The 25,646-nt window shown below is 62.7% G+C and carries 23 protein-coding genes; 4 read left to right on the top strand and 19 right to left on the bottom strand.

Annotated elements, in window-relative coordinates; translation table 11 throughout:
* The first annotated feature begins 858 nt into the window (after positions 1-858).
* The 3 genes from AC4P1R_RS05920 (at position 859) to trmFO (ending at position 3,156) form a co-directional block, all read left to right on the top strand.
* Positions 859-1,002, top strand: a complete 144-nt coding sequence (locus AC4P1R_RS05920) for a DUF1127 domain-containing protein (protein ID WP_069457773.1) — start codon at positions 859-861, stop codon at positions 1,000-1,002.
* Between the two features lie 490 nt (positions 1,003-1,492).
* Positions 1,493-1,636, top strand: coding sequence for a DUF1127 domain-containing protein (locus tag AC4P1R_RS05915; RefSeq protein ID WP_069457774.1), 144 nt, complete (start codon positions 1,493-1,495; stop codon positions 1,634-1,636).
* A 101-nt stretch (positions 1,637-1,737) separates the two neighbouring features.
* The gene (gene trmFO, locus AC4P1R_RS05910; RefSeq protein ID WP_069457775.1) at positions 1,738-3,156 is read left to right on the top strand and encodes a methylenetetrahydrofolate--tRNA-(uracil(54)-C(5))-methyltransferase (FADH(2)-oxidizing) TrmFO; all 1,419 of its coding nucleotides are present in this window, start codon (positions 1,738-1,740) and stop codon (positions 3,154-3,156) included.
* 3 nt (positions 3,157-3,159) lie between these two features.
* Here trmFO and AC4P1R_RS05905 read toward each other — a convergent pair whose 3' ends face one another.
* From AC4P1R_RS05905 to yajC, 5 genes are all read right to left on the bottom strand, one after another.
* Entirely contained in the window at positions 3,160-3,624 is a 465-nt protein-coding gene (locus AC4P1R_RS05905; protein ID WP_069457776.1) for a hypothetical protein, read from the bottom strand.
* A 158-nt stretch (positions 3,625-3,782) separates the two neighbouring features.
* Positions 3,783-4,625, bottom strand: a complete 843-nt coding sequence (locus AC4P1R_RS05900) for a phytoene/squalene synthase family protein (RefSeq protein ID WP_069457777.1) — start codon at positions 4,623-4,625, stop codon at positions 3,783-3,785.
* Positions 4,626-4,646: 21 nt separating this feature from the next.
* Complete coding sequence (locus AC4P1R_RS05895; protein WP_069457778.1) at positions 4,647-5,033, bottom strand: Mth938-like domain-containing protein; 387 nt, start codon at positions 5,031-5,033, stop codon at positions 4,647-4,649.
* A 1-nt stretch (position 5,034) separates the two neighbouring features.
* A complete protein-coding gene (gene secDF / locus AC4P1R_RS05890; RefSeq protein WP_492177486.1) occupies positions 5,035-7,581 on the bottom strand; it encodes a protein translocase subunit SecDF in 2,547 nt (848 codons plus the stop codon).
* Between the two features lie 115 nt (positions 7,582-7,696).
* Positions 7,697-8,029, bottom strand: coding sequence for a preprotein translocase subunit YajC (gene yajC / locus AC4P1R_RS05885; RefSeq protein WP_069457780.1), 333 nt, complete (start codon positions 8,027-8,029; stop codon positions 7,697-7,699).
* A gap of 295 nt (positions 8,030-8,324) precedes the next feature.
* Between yajC and AC4P1R_RS05880 the strand changes: the two genes are divergently transcribed.
* On the top strand, positions 8,325-9,200 hold the full coding sequence (locus AC4P1R_RS05880) for an ATP-binding protein (protein WP_069457781.1): 876 nt from the start codon (positions 8,325-8,327) through the stop codon (positions 9,198-9,200).
* 94 nt (positions 9,201-9,294) lie between these two features.
* Here AC4P1R_RS05880 and AC4P1R_RS05875 read toward each other — a convergent pair whose 3' ends face one another.
* From AC4P1R_RS05875 to argS, 14 genes are all read right to left on the bottom strand, one after another.
* Positions 9,295-10,809 carry a LysM peptidoglycan-binding domain-containing M23 family metallopeptidase gene (locus AC4P1R_RS05875; RefSeq protein WP_069457782.1) on the bottom strand — a complete coding sequence of 505 codons (1,515 nt, stop codon included), beginning with the start codon at positions 10,807-10,809 and terminating at the stop codon, positions 9,295-9,297.
* A 142-nt stretch (positions 10,810-10,951) separates the two neighbouring features.
* Positions 10,952-11,602: a biotin biosynthesis protein BioC gene (locus AC4P1R_RS05870; protein ID WP_492177485.1), complete on the bottom strand. Its 651-nt coding sequence runs from the start codon at positions 11,600-11,602 to the stop codon at positions 10,952-10,954.
* A 240-nt stretch (positions 11,603-11,842) separates the two neighbouring features.
* The gene (locus AC4P1R_RS05865) at positions 11,843-12,496 is read right to left on the bottom strand and encodes a protein-L-isoaspartate(D-aspartate) O-methyltransferase (RefSeq protein WP_069457784.1); all 654 of its coding nucleotides are present in this window, start codon (positions 12,494-12,496) and stop codon (positions 11,843-11,845) included.
* Entirely contained in the window at positions 12,493-13,263 is a 771-nt protein-coding gene (gene surE, locus AC4P1R_RS05860; protein ID WP_069457785.1) for a 5'/3'-nucleotidase SurE, read from the bottom strand. Before surE ends, AC4P1R_RS05865 begins: the two co-directional genes overlap by 4 nt.
* Positions 13,264-13,291: 28 nt before the next feature.
* A complete protein-coding gene (serS, locus tag AC4P1R_RS05855; RefSeq protein ID WP_069457786.1) occupies positions 13,292-14,569 on the bottom strand; it encodes a serine--tRNA ligase in 1,278 nt (425 codons plus the stop codon).
* 146 nt (positions 14,570-14,715) lie between these two features.
* The gene (tatC, locus tag AC4P1R_RS05850; RefSeq protein ID WP_069457787.1) at positions 14,716-15,558 is read right to left on the bottom strand and encodes a twin-arginine translocase subunit TatC; all 843 of its coding nucleotides are present in this window, start codon (positions 15,556-15,558) and stop codon (positions 14,716-14,718) included.
* The gene (gene tatB, locus AC4P1R_RS05845; protein WP_069457788.1) at positions 15,555-16,208 is read right to left on the bottom strand and encodes a Sec-independent protein translocase protein TatB; all 654 of its coding nucleotides are present in this window, start codon (positions 16,206-16,208) and stop codon (positions 15,555-15,557) included. The genes tatC and tatB overlap by 4 nt, the downstream gene beginning before the upstream one ends.
* A 77-nt stretch (positions 16,209-16,285) precedes the next feature.
* Positions 16,286-16,492, bottom strand: coding sequence for a twin-arginine translocase TatA/TatE family subunit (locus tag AC4P1R_RS05840; protein WP_069457789.1), 207 nt, complete (start codon positions 16,490-16,492; stop codon positions 16,286-16,288).
* Positions 16,493-16,686: 194 nt separating this feature from the next.
* Positions 16,687-17,796, bottom strand: a complete 1,110-nt coding sequence (locus AC4P1R_RS05835; protein ID WP_069457791.1) for an ABC transporter ATP-binding protein — start codon at positions 17,794-17,796, stop codon at positions 16,687-16,689.
* Between the two features lie 79 nt (positions 17,797-17,875).
* The gene (gene scpB / locus AC4P1R_RS05830) at positions 17,876-18,604 is read right to left on the bottom strand and encodes an SMC-Scp complex subunit ScpB (RefSeq protein WP_106407792.1); all 729 of its coding nucleotides are present in this window, start codon (positions 18,602-18,604) and stop codon (positions 17,876-17,878) included.
* Complete coding sequence (locus tag AC4P1R_RS05825; protein ID WP_069457793.1) at positions 18,597-19,415, bottom strand: segregation and condensation protein A; 819 nt, start codon at positions 19,413-19,415, stop codon at positions 18,597-18,599. Before AC4P1R_RS05825 ends, scpB begins: the two co-directional genes overlap by 8 nt.
* A gap of 155 nt (positions 19,416-19,570) precedes the next feature.
* Positions 19,571-20,587, bottom strand: a complete 1,017-nt coding sequence (nagZ, locus tag AC4P1R_RS05820) for a beta-N-acetylhexosaminidase (protein WP_069457794.1) — start codon at positions 20,585-20,587, stop codon at positions 19,571-19,573.
* A gap of 134 nt (positions 20,588-20,721) precedes the next feature.
* Positions 20,722-23,700 carry an SPOR domain-containing protein gene (locus AC4P1R_RS05815; RefSeq protein WP_492177484.1) on the bottom strand — a complete coding sequence of 993 codons (2,979 nt, stop codon included), beginning with the start codon at positions 23,698-23,700 and terminating at the stop codon, positions 20,722-20,724.
* 63 nt (positions 23,701-23,763) lie between these two features.
* Entirely contained in the window at positions 23,764-25,524 is a 1,761-nt protein-coding gene (argS, locus tag AC4P1R_RS05810) for an arginine--tRNA ligase (RefSeq protein ID WP_069457796.1), read from the bottom strand.
* Positions 25,525-25,646: the final 122 nt, after the last annotated feature.

Genomic DNA, 25,646 nt, shown 5'->3' with positions numbered 1-25,646 from the left:
CTAAAGCCTCGCCCGCGGACCGTTGGTCGGCGGCCGCCCGAGATGTCCCCCTGCCTCCTGAAGACCTACTGACAACGGTCTGCGCAGGGCGCATATCTTCCATGTTGATATTGCACTGCACAAATCGGCCCGCGCTCGCTATATTGGAACCATCGAAGGCGACCAAGGTTATGAGCCAGGAAGCCGCGGATTGGTCTCCCGTCAACCAATAAGACCCGAGCATGAGCTCGAAGGAATTCGACGCGACGTCATCCTCCTCCCGGCGTCGTATCGATAAGATTGGCAACACTCCTCCTCCCGGTTGCCAATCGCCCATATGACGCCCGCCGGACCTCCTCCCCCGGCGGGCGTTATTTTTGCACCTGCGAATGTCGATCTCCCCTTCACGCCGCCAGTTGCCCGAATGCGCAATATCGGAGCAGTTGCGCGGGAGAATACGACGCCGGTATGCGATTGGCGCATAGGTGCCATTCAACCTGCGCCCTACACAAATCAGGGGCTCGCGCCTATCTCCAATCAACGATCGGGAAGCGTCCTCCTCCTCCCAGCGCTCCCGGACGGATTGGCAACACTCCTCCTCCCAGTTGTCAATCAGGATAGGCAGCGCCCGCCGGATCTCCTCCCCCGGCGGGCGTTGCTTTTTTGCTGCGTGTCGAAGGTCTCGTCAGTCCTCCGGGCGGATATCCACCGCCCGGAACGGAAGATCAAGGGTGAGTAAACGGCGGAAAGAGGGATGCATAACGCGCATGGGTGCGATGCAGCATCGGCTCTGTTTTCGAAGTCCAAATCGATTATATTCCAACCATGAGATGAGGGCCGGCAAGAAAGCGCTGGCAAGACCTTGGAAAGGAAAGCATCATGAACTTCGCACGTTCTTTCAACAACTGGCGCAAGTATCGTCAGACCTGCACCGAACTCGGCCGCATGAGCGACCGCGAGCTGAACGACCTCGGCATCGGCCGCGCCGACATCCCCTACGTCGCGCGCCAGGCCGTCAAGTAATCTGCGCATCGAGCTTTCCGAGGATCGGGTACGATTCTCGGGCCGATGCGCTTACAGCGACCTTTGCACGTGAACGTGCGGCGCTGCAGCTTCGCGGCCGACGACGGCATCGAAAAACGCCTACCGGCTCCTGCCGGCGGGCGTTTTTTTTCATCTGGCCCCCGTCAAAGGATCAGCCCCTACCTCGCACCTGCGAAGGCTCGTTGATCCGCCCCCGCGCACCTCCCCGCGGCATCCGGCGGGACGTATGCGACGTTTCCGAAATCCAAGAAAACCAGAACGTTACGGTCAGAGCGGCATCATCCCTCAACGGAATACCGGTGATGCATTTTCGAGCCGCCGGGACCTTTGCACAGGAATTCGGCGATGCAGTGCACAAATGCATAGCAGATGCATCTTCTTTGCACTCCATCTTCCCATTAGACAAGCGTATAAGAACCTCAACGACGCAGACAATCACTGTCGCGAACAGATCTTGAGGAAAACGACCATGAACCCCCTTCGTATCGCAAAAAGCTGGATCAACTACCGCCGTACCGTCGCCGAACTGGGCGGCCTGTCGAACCACGCTCTCAACGACATCGGTATCACCCGCTATGATATCCGCAACATTGCGGCCCGCTCCTTCCGCTGAGTTGGAAGCAAGCCTTCAAACCCACCAAAACGGCGCCTTCGGGCGCCGTTTCGTTTCTTCGCCAATTGGAACCGAGGAAGGGCTATGGTAGGAAGCCGCGCATGAAAACGACTTCCTCCTCTCTTTCTCCCATCCATGTCATCGGCGGCGGACTTGCCGGCTCCGAAGCCGCTTGGCAGATCGCCGAAGCCGGCGTGCCGGTCGTCTTGCATGAAATGCGCGGCGTGCGCGGCACCGACGCGCATAAGACCGATGGCCTCGCCGAACTCGTCTGTTCGAACTCTTTCCGCTCCGATGACGCCACCAGCAATGCGGTCGGCGTGCTGCATGCCGAAATGCGCCTGGCGGGCTCGCTGATCATGCGGGCAGCCGACAGCAATCAGGTGCCGGCCGGCGGGGCGCTTGCCGTCGATCGCGAGGGCTTCTCCGCCGCCGTCAGTGCGGCTATCCAAGCCCACCCACTGATCACGGTGCTGCGCGAAGAAGTAACCGGCTTGCCGCCGAGGGAGTGGGATCTCGCAATAATCGCCACCGGGCCGCTGACCGCGCCCGGTCTCGCAGAAGCAATCCGCCAGGAAACGGGCGCCGATGCGCTCGCCTTTTTCGACGCCATCGCCCCGATCGTCCACACGGACACGATCGACATGGATATCTGCTGGCATCAATCGCGCTACGACAAAGTCGGCCCGGGCGGCACGGGCAAGGACTATATCAACTGCCCCATGACCGAGGAGCAGTACAATGCCTTCGTCGATGCGCTGCTTGCCAGCGATACGACCGGCTTCAAGGAATGGGAAGGCACTCCGTATTTCGATGGCTGCCTGCCGATCGAGGTCATGGCCGAGCGAGGGCGGGAAACGCTGCGTCACGGACCGATGAAGCCGATGGGCCTCACCAATGCGCATAATCCCGGCGTCAAGCCCTATGCCGTCGTCCAGTTGCGCCAGGATAATGCGCTCGGAACCCTCTACAACATGGTCGGCTTCCAGACGAAGCTGAAATATGGCGCCCAGACGGAGGTCTTCCGGATGATTCCGGGCCTTGAGAAGGCTGAATTCGCCAGGCTCGGCGGTCTGCACCGCAACACCTACATCAACTCGCCGACACTGCTCGACGGGTCGCTGGCGCTGAAATCTCGCCCGGGCCTTCGCTTCGCCGGGCAGATCACCGGCTGCGAGGGCTATGTGGAGAGTGCCAGCATCGGGCTGCTCGCGGGCCGCTTCGCCGCAGCGGAGCGCAAGGGTGAAGCACCGTCATTGCCGCCAGCCACCACTGCCTTCGGCTCGCTCCTGAACCACATCACAGGCGGCCACATCGTTTCCGACGACGAGCCAGGCAAGCGCTCATTCCAGCCGATGAACGTCAATTTCGGGCTGTTCCCCCCTCTGGAGCCCGGCGCGCTGACCAGGCCCGAAGGAGCCAAGCGATTCCGCGGCAAGGAAAAGGCGCTGGCCAAGAAGCAGGCGACGGCGTCGCGTGCGCTCGCCGATTGCGCGGCCTGGCTCGGCGCAGCCTTTTGAAGCTCACTCCCGAGCCCGTGCCGATTCAGCCGCATCTAAGGAGGATGCGAACTCCGATTGAGGACTGAAGCTGCCGAGCAGCCACAGCGAGACCTCGGCGGCCTCCGCGGCCGTCCGAAATTCGAAGCTGTTGTCCAGGTAGGCGAAATCCGGGAAGTGCGCGATCAGCCCCCGGCCGCTTTCGGAGCCATTCACCCGCACCTTTCCCGGCTGAATGACATGGCAGACATAATGCGAGCCGTGAGACTGGATGAAGCCGGCCTTGCCGTCGTGCAGACGCAGGAAGATTGCCCTGCCGTCGATGGTCGAGTGCAGGGCCCGGATTGCCTCGTCCGGGAAGGCTCGGCCGAATTCCACCATTGCCAAGCCCGCATCCGGGTTGGCGACGTCGCGCTCCGCGCGCGCATTCATCCGCATATAGAATGCGCCGGCGCAAACAACCAAAGCGATGAACAGCAACCACAGCATTGTCGCGAGCCTCTTCCAGGCGGGATCTATAGTTCGGTGTTCTACCGCTTCAGACTTGCGCCAACTTGACCAGTGTACATCGCCTAAATCGACGTCGACCTGCGGCGCTGTCCTATGGAATCCAAGCAGACAATCGTCAGAAACCCACGATTGTCTGCTTAGAAGTGCCGCCGCCGACTAGCCCTCCACATCCACCATTGCCGCTGCCACTGCGGCGGTTGAATGGACTGCTTGAGGATGCCCCCTGCAGCCGCCTCGGCGCGGGAGAAGACCGGTTCGGCCAGGGCGATCGGAGTGAACGCCGCGAAGTTCCGCGGAGAAATCGATCCCATGCTGCCGCGGGCCTTCATCAGATGATCACGGCCGAGACCGCAGAACGCCTGCACGGCCCTGCCGATCGCGTCCTCGTCGCGCCCCTCGAGCAGCGTCTCCCTGTCGAGGCCCGTCGCACTCAGGATCTCCCCCGGGAAATAGACCTGTCCGCGCCGACTGTGCAGCGGCAAGAGCAGCAGCAGGCCGGCAATCGTCTGGGCAACGCCGGCATGGCCGGCCGCTTCCGCCGAAGCGGCTGCATTCTCGGGATCGAGGATCAGGGACGCGAGCTGGATCAACGCCGATGCCGTTTCGCCCGCATAGCCCTCCAAAGCCGACCGGTCCTCCATGGGATCGTCATAGAGATCGAAAATCCGCGCGTCGATCATGTTCTGCAGAACGGCGACCGGCAGGCGATGTTCACGGATGCAGGCAAGCAGTGCTTCGGCGATCGGATGCCCCTCGCCTGTCGACTGCTCATTGCCCAATACGTCGCGCCACCATTGCAGCCTGATTTCTCCTGGCAGGGGTTCGCGAATGACGTCGCGAACCCGCGCAATCTCTGCGTAGAAAGCGTAGAGAGCCGCCAGGGCATGCCGTTTCTCCTGGGCCGAGAGGAGGCAGGCCAGGTAGCGATCGCGGTCCGTATCCCGCAGCATTGCGAGAATCTGGGCATCAGGCGGTTGCACGGCTTGGACTTCCTTCGCTCGTCAAACTGCGATCAGCGCCGCGGCGACGGCACGCGATTCTGCCAACATGACGTTGTAGGTCCTGACCGCCGCACCGGTATTCATGGGATCCGAGGAAATATTGGCGGCCTTGAGAACCGCCTTCAGATCCGCGGGCAAAGGCCGGATCTCGCGCCCCGTACCGACGAGCAGCACTTCGATTTCGTGCGCCTCTTGCAGAATGCGCTGGAATTTGGCGATCACCAGCGGATCGCCCTCCACCATGTCCCAGGCGTAGACGCCGGAAGGCAGCATCAGCACCGAGCCACGGTGCGACATGTCCGCGAAACGGAAACCGCCATTGCCGTAGGCATCAATCGGCGCGCGCCCCGGAAAATGCGCTTCGCGCATTTCAATGCCTTTTGCCATGTCAGGGTGCACCCTTTGCTGTCTGTTCCCGCGTCCCTTCCGGCTCTCCCAACTCGCTATCGAGCCCAATGTTGCGGCGGCCGAAGAGAATGAGCACCGGCCCCGCGATATAGATCGAGGAGAGAGTGCCGACAAGCACGCCGAAAAGGAGGATCGCGCTGAAGGATTCGACAAGACGACTGCCGCCAAAGAGGTAGAGGGCGGCAAGCGCCAGCGCCGTCGTCAAGGCCGTCAGAACGGTACGGGAAAGGGTCTGATTGATCGACGTGTCGATCAAGACCGAAAGCGGCATCCTGCGGTAGCGCACGAGATTCTCGCGGATGCGGTCGTAGACTACCATCGTATCGTTCAGCGAATAGCAGACGATCGCAAGCAGCGCGGCAAGACTCACGAGGCTGAATTCCACCCCCGTGACGGCGAGGAAACCCACACTGAGGAGCACGTCGCAGAACACTGCGACGATGGCGCCGGTGGCGAACTGCCAACCGAAGCGGAGCCAGACGTAAAGGACGACGGCCAGCATCGCGGCTGCGACCGCAAGCGTTCCCGCGCGCGTCAACTCCCCGGAAACCGCCGGCCCGACCACATCCACGCGCCGAAGCAGATAATCATCCTGGAGTTCGGCACGCAGCAGATCGACCGCGGTTTGTTCGGCATTGTCGCCAGCTTCGTGCGAAGGAATGCGCACGAGAACGTCACGCGGAGAGCCGAGCGGCTGGATGCGGGCGTCGCCGAGATTCAGTTCGTCGAGACGCGCGCGAATACCGGCGATGTCTGCGGCATCCGTCTTCGCACGCAGTTCGACAAGCGAACCGCCCTTGAAGTCGGCACCCATGTTAAGGCCAACGCCGACGAGGACGACGAGCGCCGAGAGCGAAAGCGCCGCCATCAAAATGAAAACCGGGTTGCGGATCGCCATGAAGCGCATATCGGCTTCAGCGAAAAAGCCCGTGCGAATGCCTCTCGGCAGGTGCCGCGGCCGGCGGCGCCGATACCAGCCGCGAATGAGGCGACGCGTGAGGCTGTGCGCCGTCAGAATTGTGGTGATGCTGCCGATGGCAAGCGTGGCCGCAAAACCGCGCACGGCGCCGGCACCGAGGAGGAAGAGAATGGCCCCGGCGGCGAATATCGAGAGATTTGCGTCGAAAATGCTTCTCAACACACGCGAAAAGCCATTGTCGAGCGTTTGCCGCAATGGTTCGCTGCTGTTGCGCGCCTCCTCCCGCAGCCGCTCATAGATGAGCACGTTCGAGTCGACTGCCATTCCGACCGTAAGAATGATTCCCGCAATTCCGGGCAATGTCAGCGTCACGCCCAGCTGGGACAGGGCGGCGATGATCAGCACGAGGTTGACGACGAGCGCCGCCACGGCGACGACTCCGAAAAACCCGTAGAAGCCGACCATGCAAGCCGCAACGGCCAGCGCAGCGATCAATCCTGCCTCAAGACCGCTTTCGATGGCATCCATGCCGAACTCGGGCCCAACGGTGCGTTCCTCGATGACCGTGAGAGAAACGGGCAGCGGGCCCGCCCGCAGCACTGCGGCGAGGTCGTTCGCCCCCTCTTCCGACATTGCGCCTGCGATACGGACCGTATCCCCGCTGAACGCATCGGCGATGGTGGGCGTCGACATGACCTGGCCGTCGAGCACGATTGCGAACTGCCGCTCCGCATCCGCCTGCAGCGTCGGTGCAATCCGGGACAGGGCCTCTGGCTTGAGGGTGACGTCGACGGCGGGCTCCCCGCTTGATGGATCAGACACCGGCTGCGCCGAGAGAAAGTCCTCGGGACCGACAAGCGAGCGCCTTTCGACGAGGTAGGGGATCGGCGGATCGTCGAGCGAGTAAAGAACTTCGGACGATGCCGGCGGACGCTGATCGACCGCCTGCTCAGCCGGCATCGACAGATCGAGCCAGTGGAAGCTGACCTTCCCGCGCTGGCTCAAAACATCCTTGAGCCGTTGCGGGTTATCCAATCCCGGCACCTGCACCCTGATGCGGTCTGCGCCGCGGCGCGCGATTGAGGGCTCGAGGGCGACGACCTCGCCAACACGTCGGCGAATAGCTTCGACGGCGTGCGACACCGCCTCGGCCAAGCGGCGATCGATAGCCTCATCTCTCAGGCGGAAGCGCAGAGATCCCGCCGCCGTCGATGGCTCCGCGGCAAGTTCAGCCTCATCGTCCGGCGCCGTCAATGCGCGCAGGGCTTCGCGTGCGTCCTGCAGCTTCGCGGCGTCGCGAAGCCGAAACTGAATGGCCTGACCGCTTCCGGAAAGGCGCGCATAACCGATATCCGCCGCCCTCAGTGCCCGGCTGATCGCATCGATGGTCGCATCCAGTTGCTCGGCCACGATGTCGTCGCGGCTGACCTTCAGCGTGATGTCAACACCGCCTTGCAGATCGAGCCCTAGCGGGACCTGGCGATGCGGCAGCCAGTTCGGCCAACCGGCAAGCTGCTCCTTCGGGAGGAAGTTCGGCAGTGCGAAGGCAAAACCGGCCAGAACGACGAGCCAGATAACGGCGTTCTTCAGCGGCGAGAATTTGGGCATGCGTCGAATGCTCCATCGCCAGGCCCAGGACGCCGCGCGTCCTTAAGACGCGCGAAGATTGCTGCATACTCGTCAGAAACCATATGCAGCAACTGGTCAGGGCTCGCGCCGTCTCTTATTCCTTGACGGGTTCGCCCTTGACGCGGACCTCGGAAATACCGCTGCGCACGACACGCACCTTGAGGCCCTCGGCAATCTCGACCTCGAGTTCCGAATCGTCGACGACCTTCGTCACCTTGCCGACGATGCCGCCACCGGTGACCACCTGATCGCCCCGGCGAATGTTCTTCAAGAGCTCTTCGCGACGCTTCATCTGGGCGCGCTGCGGCCGGATGATCAGGAAGTACATCACGACGAAAATCAGGATGAACGGCAGGATGGACATCAGGATATCGGCGCCCCCAGCGGCCGGGGCAGTCGTCTGCGCGAAAGCTTCGGTAATGAACATCGATCACTCCTTGAGTTCAGCTGCGCGGTTGCTCTCCCGCGCGAAATCCGCCGGAATATGGGAAATGATTTCACGACAATAAAGTCGGTACCCTGCTCCGTTGCTCCTGCCTCTGACACAAATTGCGCGATAGGAGAACCCCTCGCGCACGCGCGCCCGGGCTTTTCCAGCGCAAACCACCGTGCTAGCGAGGAAAAACGCGCCAGCAGCCTTCCTAAGAACCCACCGAGGGCGGCGTGACGGGACACACCGACGAGTGGCCGCGCTACGCCCGCGGCGATCCGGAGACGAGCAGATGCACCAAAGCAAGATCGACGTCCTCATCAATGAATTACAGAAGCTCTCCGCAGCCCTCGAGCGGATTGCCGGTCCGGGTGAAGCGGTCAACGACTGGGCTCGCGCGGAATGCTTCGTCTGGGCTCCGGCGACCCGTCATCTGCAGCCGGTGGAAAAGCCGAATCGGATCGAGCTCGCGCTGATCACCGGCGTCGATCATGTTCGCGACATACTTTTCGACAACACGCTCCGCTTCGCCGAAGGCTATCCGGCAAACAACGTGCTGCTCTGGGGTGCGCGAGGCATGGGCAAGTCTTCGCTCGTCAAGGCCGTCCACGCGCAAGTAGCCCGCAACACCGGTGCCGGACTGAAACTCGTCGAAGTGCACCGGGAAGACATTGCGACGCTGCCGGCCCTGATGGAAATCCTCAAGGTTGCTCCGATGCCCGTCATCGTCTTCTGCGACGATCTGTCCTTCGACCATGACGACACGTCCTACAAGTCCCTGAAGGCCGTTCTGGACGGCGGCGTCGAAGGGCGCCCGGCCAATGTCGTGCTCTACGCGACGTCGAACCGCCGGCACCTTCTGCCGCGCAACATGATGGAAAACGAGCAGTCGACCGCAATCAACCCCTCCGAGGCCGTCGAGGAAAAGGTCTCCCTGTCCGATCGCTTCGGCCTTTGGCTCGGATTTCACAAATGCAGCCAGGACGACTATCTCGCCATGGTCGACGGTTACGCACGCTACTACGATTTGCCTGTCGAGCGGGAAACCCTTCACGCCGATGCGCTCGAGTGGGCGACGACAAGGGGAGCAAGGTCCGGCCGCGTCGCCTGGCAGTTCATTCAGGATCTTGCGGGGCGTCTGCGCCGGTCATTGCGCGACCCCGCGTGACGGTGGGACACGGGGCGCGCCTTCTAGTTACTGCAAGTTCGTTCAGTAGGCTTCGGCTCAAGGACAAGGCCCGCAGCAATTCAAAGTGCTACGGCTATTCCAGGTAGGTTGCCGGGTTCACCGGTGTCGCGTTCTTGCGGACTTCGAAATGCACCTGCGGCTGGGTGGCGCGCCCGGTCATGCCCGAAGAAGCGAGCGTCTGGCCCCGCTGGACCTTCTGCCCCCGCTGAACATTGAGTTCCGAGGCATTGCCGTAGACGGTGACTGTGCCATCGTCGTGGCGGACCAGCACGGCATTGCCGAGTTCCTTCAGACTGCTGCCGGAATAGATGACCACGCCGTTTTCGGCCGCCTTGATCGGCGTCCCTTCCGGCACCGAGATATTGATGCCGTCGTTGCGATTGCCGTCGACATTCGCGCCATAGCCGGCAACGACCGCGCCGCGGACGGGCCAGCGATATTTGCCGATTCCGGTCGATTTCGGCGACTCCGCGTCGACGTCGGACTTAGCTGCCGCCTCCGAAACGCTCTCCTTGACGACAGGCGGCTTGTATTCCGTCGGCTTGCTCTGATCGAGCGACGCCACTTTCGTTTCCGCCCTCTTCGAAGGAACGGAAGCGGTCGCGTCGCCAGCGACGGCGCCACCCGGCACTTTCAGCTTCTGTCCAATGCGGATCGATTCGGTCGTCAGCCCATTCGCTTGCTTGAGGGCAGCGACGGACACGCCATTCGCCTTGGCGATCCGGTTGAGCGAGTCGCCCGCCTTGACTGTGTAGAGCCCACCTGCGCCACCGCCCTCGCCGGCAGCATCGACCTTTCCGCTTGCAACGTTCGCGCGCTCCTCGCCCTTCTCGCGCAGTTGCGATTGCCCCGGCAGGATCGCGACTTCACGCTGACCAGCGGGCAGCGGCAATGGCTGCTTGTTGCCACCCTCGATATCGGCGATCGAACTTGACGCCGCCGCTTTCGCGGCGCTGCTTCCGCCGCCAAAGCTCGGAATGATGAGGCGCTGGCCCGGCTCCACCTGTCCGGCGGAATTCAGGCCATTGGCCTTCAGGATCTCCTTTTCCGGTACACCGAAGCGGCGCGCCAGTACGGCTACGGTATCCCCCGGGCGTACCATGATCGTTGGTGCGTTTTCCGTGCTCCAGCCGCCCTTGCCGGAACGCTCCCTGGAAGAGGTCGGCAGCGGTTCGGCTTTTGCGAGAATTGGCTGCGGCTGGCGGGCGGCAGGGGTCTCCGGCGCCTGGCGAGGAATGGCCGGCGCCGGTTCGGCCAGGGCCGTACGCTGTACATTCATCGGCGTCGACGCTACGCGGGCACTCGACACCGGCGCGGCAACGGCATGCACCTGACCGTAGGACCCGGTTCCGCCGGCATCCGGATAATTCTGACCGAGGGCGACGCTCTGGCTGCCCGATATATCGCCTCGCGGAACGGGAGTCGTGTTGCGCGGGATCGAGCCTGTCGTCAGGGCGTCGGAGCTTGAAAAGAGCCCATCGAAGCGGCTTACACCGGAGCTGCAGCCTGCCGCGGCGCTTGCCAACAAGGCCGCCGCACACAGGCGGATCAAGGATTTCCCTGCACCGGGAGATGAAAACTGACGCATGACGCTTACCCACTCCGAACGCAACTCGCTGTGGAATGATTAAAGCGCATTAGAGTTACCGGCCGGTTAAGGGCGGCGGCGATTTGACGAAACGCTAACCATGATGCCGCCCCGGCGCCGGAGCCGTGCGGGATTGATCGGCCTATAGGAGTTCCGAATAGAGGCGCTCGATTTCCGAAAGCGATCGCGATTCCGGCGTTTCCGTCTCATAGCTGATATTGGACGCATCCCAGCCCAAAAATCGTTCGTCGCCCGGCTCTGGATCGAGCGGAGCAGCCGAAGAGACGGTCTTGTCCTCATCGAGAAACACGCTGACGATCCTCTTGAAACTTGAATCGCCATCGAGGCCGCTCTCGGCGTCGTATTCGAGCGACCGTAATCCCGCGACTGACGCTTCGCGCGTACCGAAATAGCGCAGGCTGTTTTGATCCTCCGGCCGGAGAGTATCGTAGTACTCGATGAAGGCTCGGTAATAGGCCCTGTAATCGCCGCTATCGGCGAACCTCCCGAAGACCTGGTGCTCCCGTGCCGCTAGTTGCGGAGAGAGCCGGTTGTTCCACTCGTCGGCGGTCAAGGGCGGCGCCCTCTCCGGCGTCTTCTTGGTGCGGCTTAGATAAAGCAATGCATCGACCGAAAGGGAGATGCGCGGCGTCGGGTCGAAAAATGCCGCCTGCGCCGCTTGTGCGCTCGCATCTTCCTTGCCAGTGGTCCCGACCTGGTCCGCCGACCGCCCGGCGAGATTACTCAGACCATCGCCCGTCGCAGCGCCCGTCAACCTGTTCGCAATCTGCATCTGCCGTCTCCATCATCTGCACGATCCAAACGAACAACGCAGAAATCACAGCTCAAGCGCGCCACGACCATCGTGCCCTTCCGGGCTATGGCGACAAGCTTGCGCGAAGCTGGAGGCGGGTTAATAAAGGGTTAACCACTTGATCGAGAACAATGCTTTCGGGGCCTGAGGCAGGAGCTGGAGGGCAAGCTGGCCTTGTGCGAATCAGCTGTTTGCGACGCGCCGGCCATGGCGACCTGCTCAGAGGAAGGATGCCAGCTGCGGGACGATCGGGAGGTAAGGTGCTTCGAACAGGTCCTCCCGATCGAAGCGGCTGCCCGTGCGGTTGACGCGAACGATGCGGCACCGCGTTTCGTTCATCATGATCGGCACCAGCAAGGTGCCGCCCGATACGAGGTGATCGGAATACATGCGCGGCAGACTGTCGAAAGCGGCAGTGATGAGAATGCGGTCGAAGGTGCCCTCGCCCGGCGCCCCGACGCTGCCGTCCGCATGTCGCACGACGACATTGCGGATGCCGGCTTTCTCGAGATTCTTCTGCGCGGTCCCCACCAGCGTCTGATATCGATCGATCGTCAACACCCGCTCTGCGAGGCGCCCGATGACACCGGCGGTAAAGCCGCTGCCAGTGCCCACTTCAAGCACGCGCTGCCCCGGCTTGACATTGAGGCAATGGATGAGCCGAATCGCAAAATCGCATCCTTCCATGAAGGAGCCGCAATCAAGCGGGATCAGTCGCCGGGAATAGACGTCCTCCTGATAGGGCGCCGGACAGAACAGGCCGCGCGGGGTCTGCTCCACGGCTTTCAGCAGGTCGTTGTTCACGACGCCGGCTGCGCGGAGGCGAAGTGCCATCGCCGCAAGCCCTTCCTGCTGCGCGACACGCCCGCTCAAGCAGCAGTCCCTTTCAGCAATGCCCGGGCGATGCGCTCCTGAACCGTGTAGTCGGTCATATCCAGCTTCAGCGGCGTCACCGAAATCCGGTTGTCGCGCAAGGCCCGAATGTCGGTGCCGGAGCGAAAGTCGCCGGAGCGCTCGCCGAAACGCAGCCAGAAATAGGGAAAGCCGCGGCCGTCCAGGCGCTCGTCGATGCTGAGCCCGATCTCGAGCTTGCCTTGCGAGGTGACCTCCACGCCAGCAACCGCATCCGGCGCGCAATTGGGGAAATTCAGATTGATCAAGGTGCCGTCCGGCAGGTCGACCCGCATCAAGCGGCCAATCAGCGCCGGCGCGTGCGCCTCGACCACGTCCCAGGGCACCGTTGCCCCGGCTGAGTGAGAATAGGCCTGGCTCAGCGCCATCGAGCGAACGCCCTGCAGCGTCCCTTCTATCGCCCCGGCGACCGTGCCGGAATAGGTGACGTCGTCGGCGAGATTTGCCCCCACATTGACGCCCGAGAGAACGAGGTCCGGCTTGCGGTCCAGGATCTTTCTCGACGCCATGATCACGCAATCGGTTGGCGTTCCCCGAAGCGCGAAGCGCCGCTCGGCGACCTGGCGCAGGCGCAGCGGCTCCGAAAGCGTCAACGAGTGCGCAAGGCCGCTCTGGTCCACTTCCGGGGCGACGACCCAGACGTCGTCCGAAATCGATTGCGCAATCCGTTCCAGGACGGAGAGCCCCTCGGCATGGATGCCGTCATCATTCGTCAGCAGGATGCGCATGCCGCCTCTCTCGCTCGCCCCGCGTGCCTTACGCGGCCTTTTCGATCCGCTGCAACCCGCCCATATAGGGCACGAGAACGTCCGGTACCGTCACGGAACCGTCCTCATTGAGATAGTTTTCGATGACTGCGATCAGAGCACGCCCCACCGCCACGCCCGAACCGTTGAGCGTGTGGACGAATTTCGTTGCCCTGTCCTCCTTCAGGCGATAGCGCGCGTTCATCCGCCGCGCCTGGAAGTCGCCGCAGACCGAGCAGGACGAGATTTCGCGATAGGTGTCCTGCCCCGGCAGCCAGACCTCGAGGTCATAGGTCTTGCGCGCGCCGAAGCCCATGTCGCCCGTGCAGAGCGTCATCACGCGATAATGCAGTCCGAGCCGCTTCAACACTTCCTCGGCGCAAGCCGTCATCCGCTCGTGTTCGTCGATTGAGCTTTCGGCATCGGTGATCGAAACCAGCTCGACCTTGTTGAACTGATGTTGACGCAACATGCCGCGGGTGTCGCGCCCGGCAGAACCGGCCTCCGAGCGGAAGCAGGGCGTCAATGCAGTGAAGCGCAACGGCAGCTTCTCCAGGATTTGCTCGCGGACCATGTTCGTCAGCGGCACCTCCGCCGTCGGAATCAACCAACGTCCATCGGTCGTCCGGAAGAGGTCTTCCGCGAATTTCGGCAATTGACCCGTTCCATACATCGCGTCGTCTCTGACGAGGAGCGGCGGCTGAACTTCGGTGTAGCCATGCTCCTGCGTATGCAGGTCGAGCATGAATTGTCCGAGCGCACGCTCGAGGCGCGCAAGCTGGCCCCTAAGAATGGTGAAACGTGCGCCGGCTATGCGCGCCGCGCCTTCGAAATCCATAAAGCCGAGCGCTTCGCCGACCTCGAAATGCTCGAACGGCTTATGGTTCCATTGCGGCTTTGAGCCGACGACCCGCGTCACCACATTGGCGGTTTCGTCGGGGCCGACCGGAACGTCCTCGAGCGGGATGTTCGGGATGCGCGACAGGGCATCCGTCAGTTCGGCCTCCAGCCGGCGGCTCTCGTCCTCTGCCGCGGGCAGGGCGTTCTTCAGCTCTGCGACCTCGGCCTTGAGCTTCTCAGCGAGCTCGCCGTTCTTCTGCGCCATGGCCGCGCCGATTTCCTTCGAGGCAGCGTTGCGGCGCGCTTGCATTTCCTGCAGCGAGGAAAGGATGGCGCGGCGGCGTTCATCAAGCTCAATCAGAGACGCCGACAATGGCTCCGCACCCCGCTTTAGCAGGGCGTCGTCGAGCATGGCAGCATTCTCACGGATCCATTTGATATCGAGCATAGTCGTTCCACGCGTTGGTGCCGCCAGTCCTGGGACCGCCTCGGTCCAGGCGAAAAGCCAGCAGCGATTTCAAAGTGCCACAACGACCGGCGCGTGTACGAACGGGCACGGTTGCTGCAGGACGCGGCACGGAATCGTCGGACGGGTCAGCCCTTGGCAGGGCCAGCCGTCTCGGAGGAACCTTCCTGCGAAGAAGCCAACTCGGTCGAGAGGGCTTCGGCTGCTCGCTTCTTCTCGACGAGTCGCGCCGTATAGATGGAAATTTCGTAGAGAAGGATGGCTGGTAGCGCAAGACCGATCTGCGAAACGGGATCCGGCGGGGTCAGAACCGCAGCAACCACGAAGGCGATGACGATTGCATATTTCCGCTTCGCGGCCAGCCCATCCGCAGTGACGAAGCCGACGCGCGCGAGCAGCGTCGTGATGACCGGCAACTGGAATACGAGGCCGAAGGCGAGCACCAGCGACATGATCAGGCTCAGATATTCCGAGACCTTCGGCAGGAGCTGGATCGACACCTCCCCTTCGCCACCGCCCTGCTCCATCGCCAGGAAGAACCACATCACCATCGGCGTGAAAAAGAAATAGACAAGCGCGCCGCCGATCAGGAACAGGACCGGCGAAGCGATCAGGAACGGCAGGAAGGCCGCCCGCTCGTTCTTGTAGAGCCCCGGCGCGACGAACTTGTAGATCTGCGAGGCAATGACCGGAAAGGCGATGACCAGCGCGCCGAACATCGCGACCTTGATCTGGGTGAAAAAGAACTCCTGCGGCGCGGTGTAGATCAACTCGATATTGCGATGGCTGAGCCCGGCCCAGCTCACGGCCCACTTGAACGGCAGGACGAGCAGGTTGAACAATCCCTTGGCGAAATAGAAGCAGACGAGGAAGGCGACGAAGAACGCTCCAATCGCCCACATCAACCGCGCGCGCAGTTCGATCAGGTGCTCCATCAGCGGCTGCGGCCGGTCCTCCATATCGCCGCTCATGCGTCACCTTTCTTGCGCGAAGCCGCTCGCGTCTTTCCACTCTTCGCTTCGACCTCGGCCGAACCGGCAGCCAGTTTCCTTGCCGTTGACTTCTTCGCCGCCGCCGCAGCGGAGGCTCTTTTCGGTGCCGGCTTTGCTGCCACGAGCGTATTCGGCTCGGCTTTGGGCTTGGCTGCGCGCTTCGGCTTCGCGTCGGCCGCCTGCGTCGCCGGCGCCGAACGCTCCGTCTCGCCCGGTGCAGTTTCGGCTGCGGTCGCTGCGACCGCCTCTCCCGGTTCCACAGCTGGCATGGACGTATTCGCCGGCACAGTGCCCGACTCCGGTGCGGTTTGCGCGGCCTTATCGGGCGTTGCGGCCTTCTGCAGATCGGACTTGATCTCGTTGCCGAGCTGCCGCAGCGGGTTCATCGCGTCCCGCAGCGCGGTCGTCGGATTAAGGCTTTGGGCATCGCTTATCGTCCGACGGACGTCGTCGAGATCGGCCTCGCGCAATGCTTCGTCGAACTGTCGCCGGAAATCGCCGGCCATGCCGCGCATTTTCGACGTCATTCGTCCGAAGGCCCGCAGCATCGGCGGAAGATCCTTCGGACCAACGACGACGATCAAGACAATTGCAATGACGACAAGTTCGGTCCAGCCGATATCAAGCATCCGACGCGTCCTACAAACTCGCAATGCGGCCTCTCGGGCGCGGCTACGCACCCGATATTCCGCCCATGTACCGACCGTTAGCGGACTTCGTCGGACTTGTGCTCGACGGTCTTGCCGTCGATCGGCTTGTCGGCCGCAACGGCGTCGTCGTCGCTCATGCCCTTCTTGAAGCTCTTGATGCCCTTGGCCAGATCGCCCATCAGTTCCGGAATCTTGCCACGGCCAAACAACAGCAGCACGACGACTAGGACGATCAGCCAGTGCCAGATGCTAAAGGAACCCATCCACTTACTCCCTCGATGCCCTGCATATTCAAGGCCATCACGTTGTCATTTTTCAGGCGGGCCGAAACGCGCGCCTACTGCATGTATCCTTTAATCGACCTCGATCAAAGGACAAAGACATGCAGCGATTCAAAGTGCTACAGCGACCTTCGCGCGTCCATTAAGACGCGGGGCGCTGTAGTCCTAGACGGAACCTAGGATGTCGCGGTGTCTTTTTCAAACACCAATATGTCGCGCTCGTTAACGCAAAGCGTGACGTCACGCAATCCTTGCGGCAACAGGTCGGCGCGTATGCGTGCCCGAACGGTGCGCTCCGACTGAGGAACTGCAAGTTCGAGGAGTTCGACGACACCCAGGAACCGCCGCGAGACAATACGCGCGGGGATCGCCCCACCCTCTTCCTGCAGCTGAACACCGGAGAGCCTGACGGCAACACTCAGAGGCTGCCCTTCGCCGAATTGCCCCGCGGGCACCGTCCCAAGCGGCGTCTCGACGAGACCGCCGCGCACGCGCGCATCGAAAACATTGATCTCGGAGAAGAAACCGGCAGCGAAGAGATCACGCGGCCTGCGATAGATTTCGTCGGCGGTTCCGACCTGGACAAGGCTGCCATCCTTCAGCAGCGCGATCCGGTCGGCCATTCGCATCGCCTCTTCTGCGTCATGCGTCACGACGATCGCCGTCGCGCGGGTTTCACGAAGAATTGCAAGAGTGTCGGCGCGAATGGAGTCCTTGAGCCGGGAATCGAGGCCGGAGAAGGGTTCATCCATCAGCATTACCGCCGGTCGCGGGGCAAGCGCTCGGGCGAGCGCCACCCGCTGCTGCTCGCCACCCGAGAGTACATGCGGATAGCGGTCGGCATAGTGCAGCAAACCGACGCGGTCGAGAGCCGCCTCGGCCTGAATGAGCGCTTCCTTCTTCGGCAGCGCGGTCAGTCCGAAGCAGACGTTGTCGCGGATGCTCATGTGCGGGAAGAGGGCAAAATCCTGGAACATCAGCCCGACGCCGCGCCTTTCCGGGGGAAGAAACACGCTCGGCCCCGATATCTCCCGACCGTTCAGGAGGAGGCGCCCGCCCGTCTGCATCTCTATTCCCGCGGCGATCCGAAGCAAGGTCGTCTTGCCGGACCCGGAGGGACCGAGCAGACAGAGCACCTCGCCAGCCTCGGCCTTCAGCGACACGCCCTTGATCGTATCCTTGGAGTGATAGCGGTGGCTGATGTTCTCGAAAGCAAGGCTCGCCGCGAACGACACTCCAGGCCGCCTTGTCGTTGCGACGGTGCCGCTGAGCGAATCTGAAACCATGGTCTGCATTCCCTGACCCGAAGGCACTCGGTCGAACCGCGTACCCGAGCCTTAAAGCCGATATCCTTACTCAGGATTTTTAATCGTCTTCTTCTGCCTTCGGAGTCAAGAGGCCGAGTTCCTCGAGGTCCATTTGGGTGATGGGATCCTCGTTGTCGGAAAACTCGTCCTCCCCCGCAGGAACGGGAATATGCAGGTTGGAGGGTACGCGCCCGGAGAGGAGTCCTGCCCCCTTCAATTCCTCCATGCCCGGAAGATCGCGGATCTCCTCGAACCCGAAATGATCGAGGAAGTCGCGCGTCGTCCCGAATGTCACCGGTCGGCCGGGCGTGCGCCTGCGGCCGCGAAACCGCACCCAGCCAGCCTCCATCAGCACGTCGAGCGTGCCCTTCGAGGTCTGTACGCCACGAATGTCTTCGATTTCGGCTCGTGTCACCGGCTGGTGATAGGCGATGATCGCCAGGACTTCGAGTGCGGCTCGGGACAGTTTCTTGACCTCCTGCTCATCCGTCTGGACAACGAAGGAGAGGTCGGCGGCGGTGCGGAAGGCCCAATGGTCGGCGACCTGAACGAGATTGACGCCGCGAGCGGCATAGGCTGTCTTCAGCCGGGACATCAGCCGCCCGACGTCGACCCCGCGCGGGATGCGGCTGGCGATATAGCTTTCCGAAACCGGCTGGGCCGAGGCAAAGACAAGCGCCTCCGCGATCCGCTCTGCCTCCTGCTCCAGCCCCGGATCGATGAATACCTCATCGATCGCTTCCTCGTCGTCGGGCATCCCGGGCAAGTATCTTTGCGCCTCAGCCACGCGCCGCCTCCATCTCCGCCAGGGTCGCGGCATCGATCGGATTTGGCCCGCGCCGCAGATAAATAGGAGCGAAGGCACTCTCCTGCCGGATTTCGAGCCTTCCCTCCCGCACCATTTCCAAGGATGCGGCGAAGGAACTTGCAATCACGGTCGCCCGCTCCTTCGGACTTGTCATGTAACGGATGAGAAACTGGTCGAGCGCCGTCCAATCGTCGAGACCGCCCACCAGGCGGGCAACGATCAGGCGCGCATCCGAAAGCGACCAGACATGACGCTTCTCTATCGTCACCTGGGTCGTCGACTGGCGCTGCCTCAATGTGGCATAGGCGCTTAGCAGGTCGTAGAGCGAAGCGTCATAGCCGGACTTCTTCTCGGCAACGATGTGTTCGGGCGCTCCACGCGCGAAGACATCGCGACCGAGGCGGTTGCGATTGACGAGCCTCGTTGCCGCGTCGCGCATCGCCTCCAGCCGCTTCAGCCGGAAAGCCAGCGCAGAAGCCATCTCCTCACCGGATGGCCCCTCCTCCCTCGTCTGCTGCGGGATCAGCAGTCGTGACTTGAGATAGGCGAGCCAGGCGGCCATCACCAGGTAATCGGCCGCAAGCTCGATGCGGATGGAGCGGGCCCGCTCGATGAAGGCGATATATTGCTCGGCCAGAGCCAGGACAGAGATGCGGGAAAGATCGACCCGCTGGCTCCGGGCAAGGTGCAGGAGCAGGTCGAGCGGCCCTTCGAAGCCCGCAAGGTCGACGACGAGCGCCTCCTCATGCAGGCCGCGGTCGGCAGAGTCCTCCTGCCAAAGGGGATCCATTGGCGCCTTTGCCTGGGGCTGTCCCTGCCTTTCTCCCGAACCCGTCACCACCACGCCCTTTCAGCGCCCGCCGACGCCACCTCTGCCATAGGAGCTACAGCGTCCCTTGCGCGCCCGAAGGGACTCATGGCCCAGTCGAGCCGGATACGCCCCTATCAAGCCAAGGCGAACATCCCGTCGAACTCGGAGCGCAGCGCCTCCTCATCCGAATTGTCCGGTTCCCGGAAGGCCGCCTCCGCCGCATTCGCCCGCCGCAACCGATCGCCGGTGAGTATCGGCACGGCATCTGCGACGGACTTCATTTCTTCCATAATACCGTGACAATGCAAGACGAGATCGAGGCCCGCGTCGATAATCGCCCGCGCCCGCGCGTTCATGTCACCGGCAAGCGCATTCATCGAGACGTCGTCCGACATCAGCAGGCCGTCGAAGCCAATATGACCCCGGATGATCTCCTGCACGACTTTCGGCGATGTCGTGGCCGGATTGTCGGGATCGATCGCCGTGAACACCATATGCGCCGACATGGCCATCGCTTCGTCCTTCATGGCGACGAAGGGCAGGAAGTCGCTCGCCGTCAGCACCTCCAGACTGGAATTGACGACAGGCAGGCTGTGATGCGAATCCACCAGCGTCCGGCCGTGGCCGGGCATGTGTTTCATCACCGGCAACATGCCGCCGGCTTTCAACCCCTCGGCCAGGGCCCGCCCGATGGCCGTCACGGTCTCGGGATCATGACCATAGGCGCGGTTGCCGATGACATCATGGCTCCCCGGCACCGGCACATCGAGAACGGGCAGGCAATCGACCGTGATGCCGAAAGACGTCAGATCGAAGGCATGGAGGCGGCCGAGGAGCCAGGCAACCCGCAGCCCGAGATCCTTGTCTCGCCGATAGAGCTCGCCGATCGCCGCGCCGTTCGGATATTGCGGCACGAGCGGCGGCCGGATGCGCTGCACGCGCCCGCCTTCCTGATCGATGAGGACAGGAGCCGTCGAATTGCCGACGCTGTCGCGCAAGGCGGCAACCAGATCGCAAACCTGCGAGCGCTCGCCGATATTGCGCCCAAAGAGAATGAAGCCCCACGGACGCTCATCGGCGAAGAAGCTGCGCTCTTCCGCCGTCAGGACCAAGCCTTTGCAGCCGGAGATAAATGCTTTTGATTCGCTCATGCGAGAATCATAGTGCCCTCTGGTGCGAGCGCGAAGCGGCAAACCGTGTCTTCGCCCTTCATGCACAGCTTCGCTGAAAAAGAACGGGCGCGGCATGGCTGCCGCGCCATTCGAGCAAACGATCGCGCTGCCGGCTATTTGGTCACGAGGCAGCTTCCACCGGCGCTTTTGTAGCGAGCGCAGAGCGCGTTTGCTTCTTCCCGCGTGCCGGCCGGTATGCGGACGCGATAGTAAGTGCCCTTCCCGGCAATCTCGGCCTTGCGAATGTCGACGCCGCGACCGCCGATGACATCCGCGAACTTCCGCGAGAGATTGTTGTAGCTTTTCTGTGCATCGGCCTCGGAGGGAAGCGACGCGATCTGGACGACATAGCTGCCGGGCGGCACGGTGGCTGTGGCAAGCGCTGCGGAAGGATCGGCGGCCGCCGTTTCCGTCGCCGCCTGGGTTTCCGCCGCTTTGTTCTCCGCAGGCTTTGCCGGAGCTTCCGGCCGTGCCTGCGGCACCGCCGGGGCTTCGCTTGCGATGGTCGTCGTCTTGACGCTCCGAACCGGAGTAAGCTCGTCCGTGGACGCCTGAGTTGGCGTCGCGAGCGCGACATTTTCGCTGCCAGCCGGCTGCCTGGCCCCCTTGATCTCGGTTTCCGCCACCGCAACCGCGGCCTGGCCCTCAGTACCCGAAGCACCCGCCTCGGCCGAAGCGGTCGCCGGAAGAGGTGTAGCGACAGCCGCTGCCCTGCTCTCCGGCTCGACCGACTGCTCCTCGCGCGGCACCAGGGTGCCGTCCGGCTTGACGATCATGGTGCGGACCTTCCGCGGCATGACGGCCGGCGCCCTCTCTTCCTCGGCTGCCGGATCGGCTGCGGATTCACCCGGCAGCAACCGCGCGTTTTCTTCGCCTTCCGAAGAGGAGACGCCCGGCAAGGAATCATCAAAATCATTGCCTTCGAGCGGCAGCGTCTCCGGCGTCAGCGTCTTTTGCACCACGTCCACCGGTTCCTCGGTCGTGGACACCAGCGCATCCTGCCGCGGTGTATCGCTCCGCGCGCCGGCCACACGGTCGTAGACGGCCTTGTCCTGATTGGGCACGGTCTTGCCGCCCTTCTCCTCGGGGACGATCTTCACCGGATCCTTGTCCGCAAGAATGATCTTCGGCCCGTCGCCGGTGAGCGTAGCGCTGCTGCCACCCATCCAGGCATAGACGCCGGCGCCGCCGAGAATGATGAAGCCGGCCACGCTTGCCGCCAACAGCATGCTGCGCTGCGAACGGCGGCCATAGCCCTCTTCGCCGGCGTAGTCGTCACCGCCGCGCGGCAGCGCCGCCAACCGGTCGACATCCTGCGCTTCGCCGCGCCGCTCTTCCATCGAACGCCGGAAATCCTCCTCCATCGCCTTTTCGAATTCGTCGAAATCGTTGATGGAAGCAAGCGACACCGCACTATCGCCTGCCGGATCAGCATGCGAGGCCGGTCCCGCAGCGGAGGGACCGCCCTTGGTGGCACGTGGCGGATTGCCGAAGAGTTGCGCCATCTCTGCATCAATGTCGAGATCGTAGTCGGCTGCGAAGGAAGCGGGCTTTTCTTCCACCTCGACATGCGGCAGTTGCGGCACATCCAACTCGGCGATCGGTGCCACCCCGGTATCGGTCTCCGCAATCATGGCCGGGTCGAAAGGCAGCGGGTTATCGGCCGACACGCTCTCGACACCGGCAGTCTCGCCAGGCAGTTCCTGGCTATCAGTCTCCGGCACGGCTTGCGTCGCCAGCGCCTGAAGGAAAGGTTGTGCGATCGGCTCGACCAGCGCCGGGTGCGCGACGGGTGGGGCCTCCGCCACGGTCGCGGGCGCGACCTCTTCGCCACTGTCCCCGGCGCCCATGGCCTCCTCGCCCCTGTCGAGTGCGATATCGGCCAACTGGAGCTCGAAATCTTCGATGTCGATGCTCGGCTCCGGCTCCGCCTCGACCGGTTCGCTGCGCACCAGTTCATCGGATACGGCCGGCGCGGTTTGCGGCAGTAGAACCGATTCAACCGGAGGCTTGGCGACAACGGGCGCGAGCGGCGCGGCGAAGGCGCGCTGCTCGGAGACGCCGGCTGCCGACGCGACAGGGGTTGCGCGACTGAACATGGGCGTGAAGGGATAGCTGCTCTTCCTTGCGACCGGCTCGGCAGCAGGCAGGACGGGCGGCTGCCCGACGTCCTGGGCCTCAACGTCCGCCGGAACGGCGAAAGGCGCAGCATCGTCCGACAGTCGATCGACGTGCTCGGAGGCATCGGGTTCGGAGACGGCGTCCTCAAGCTGTCCGACGACAGCCGTGGCGCTTCCACCAACATCCTCGTGCTGCCCGGCGATACCATCCGCCATATCGACATACACGGCTTCCGCATAGACAGGCTCTGACAATTCCCCGTGCGCGGGGACTTGGCCGGCTGCGTTCAGTCTTGACGCAAGCGGCTCCTCCCAATCAGCGAAGACTGGAGTGTCTTCCGCTTCGAATGGCGAGGTCAATTGCGCCGCGTCTTCGCTCGGCGCCGGCGCCGGTTCGGGCGCCAGGGCGGGCGCTAGGTCGTCTTGGCCGAGCGAAAGCTCGAGCTCGCGCTCAAGGTCGAACGAAGCATCGATGTCTATCGCCGGGCTTTCATCCTGCGGCTCGACGGGGGCCGCTTCCGCATCGACGGACGCTTCAACGGCCGGCTCAACCGAAGCGACTTCCTCGGATGCCGGACGCAGCGAAACCACTTCGCTGGAATCCTGATCGGGGGCGGGCACGTGCGAACCGGAATGCAGTTCGACCGGGGGTGCAGCATCGACCTCATCGGCCGGCCCGGAGACTGGCTCCGCGGCGGCCTGGGCTACCGGATGCTCGACGAGACGACTGTCCGGATGAACCGCCTCGGCGCGCGGAGCATCATAACTGTCGAAGGCACGAAGCAGCTCTTCTTCGAGATCGAAGGCCGGATCGCGCCGGATCGACTCCTGATGGCGCTGAAGTTCCTGCAATTGCTGAACGGCTGGCCGAGCATCGTAACCGACAATGCGGGCAAGTTCGCTCAACGGATCGTCATCGGCTAAGGTATCGAACTCCGCCGGCCCGCTTCGTGCGAATTGTTTGTCTGCCATTCTCTCCACTCACAACTGCTTGCGTTGAATTGCCAGCGTATTGTGGGGAATTGGTGACACGACCTACCGCATCTCTTCCGGCGCCGAGGTGCCCGTTATGGACAAACCCGACCTCAATACCGAGGCGACAGCATGCACCAGTCCGAGTCTGGCAATGCTTAATTCTCTGTTCCTATCGTTAACAAAACGTAATTCCGTATTTTCCTTACCTTTGTTCCAGAGTCCATGGAAGGCTGCGGAAAGATCATACAGGTAAAAAGCGATCCTGTGCGGCTCTTGTGAAAGTGCCGCCGCCTCGATGACACGCGGATATTCTGCGAGCTTGGCGACTAGCTGCATTTCCGCGGGATCGACGATCGCGCCCATCACCGCACCGGCAAGATCGATCGAGGACAGGTCAAGATCAGGGAAAGCTTCGTGAGCCTGGCGCAACACCGAGCAGCAGCGGGCGTGCGCATATTGCACGTAGAAGACCGGATTGTCCTTCGACTGTTCGGTAACCTTGGCGAAATCGAAGTCGAGCGGCTCGGAACTCTTCCGGTAGAGCATCATGAAGCGGACCGGATCGCGGCCGACTTCATCGACCACGTCGCGAAGCGTTACGAAATCGCCCGAACGCTTGGACATTTTCACCGGCTCGCCACCGCGATAAAGCTTGACGAGCTGGCAGAGCAGAACCGTCAGCTTTGCCTCTCCGTCCGAGATCGCCCGCGCCAGCGCCTCCAGCCGCTTGACATAGCCGCCATGGTCGGCGCCGAGCACATAGATCATCTCGTGGAAGCCGCGATCGAACTTGTCCTTGAAATAAGCAACGTCTGCCGCGAAGTAAGTATAGGTGCCGTCGGACTTGATGAGCGGCCGATCGAGGTCGTCCCCGACCTCCGTCGAGCGGAAAAGTGTCTGCTCGCGGTCTTCCCAATCCTCCGGCAACTGGCCCTTCGGCGGCGGCAACGTGCCTTTGTAGACATGTCCCTTGAAGGTGAGGTCGTTGATGGCGGTGCGAATGCGCGCCGCCCCATTGTCGTGCAAGGCCCGCTCGGAAAAGAAGACGTCATGATTGACGTTGAGCGCCGAGAGGTCCTCGCGGATCATTGCCATCATCGCATCGATCACACGCTCCTTGACGAGCGGCATCCATTTCTCGTCGGGCATGATCCGCAGGCTCGTGCCGAATTCATCGGCAAGCGCCTCGCCGACCGGGATGAGATAGTCGCCGGGATAGAGCCCTGGGGGAACCTCGCCCACATCCTCCCCAAGGGCCTGACGGTAACGCAGGAACGCCGAGCGGGCGAGCACGTCGATCTGCGAGCCGGCATCGTTGATGTAGTATTCCTTGGTGACGTCATAGCCCGCAAAGGCAAGAAGATTGGCAAGCGCATCGCCGACCACGGCGCCGCGGCAATGGCCGACATGCATCGGCCCCGTTGGATTGGCGGAGACATATTCCACATTCACCTTGCGTCCGGCGCCGACGGTGCTGCGGCCGTAATCCGTGCCGATCCTGATCATCGTGGCAAGCAGCTTCTGCCAATAGGAGACCGAGAGGCGGACATTGATGAACCCCGGGCCGGCGACCGACACCTCCGCCACTTCCGGATCCTGGCGCAACTTGTCGATGATGAGATCGGCAAGGGCGCGCGGATTCGTGCCCAGCGCCTTTGCAAGGACCATCGCCGCATTCGTCGCCACGTCGCCATGGCCCGCGTCGCGCGGCGGCTCGATACTGATGCGCCCGAAGTCGAGATCAGATCGTTTTTCACGAACGATATCAAGCGATTCCAGAATATTCTTAATTCTTGATTCGAAGTCTGTGAAAAGATTCATCTGATCCGCCCGCTATTCCCAGCCCAACTGGACAGTGCTCCAGTTCCTTGCGCCTGACGAGACGCATGGCGCTGTAGCGCAAATTCAAAAGGAGGCCGGGTTCGTGGGGAACCTCGAGCCTC

The organism is Sinorhizobium sp. Y406, from assembly GCF_058732025.1.
This window is presented reverse-complemented; position numbering and strand designations above follow the sequence as displayed.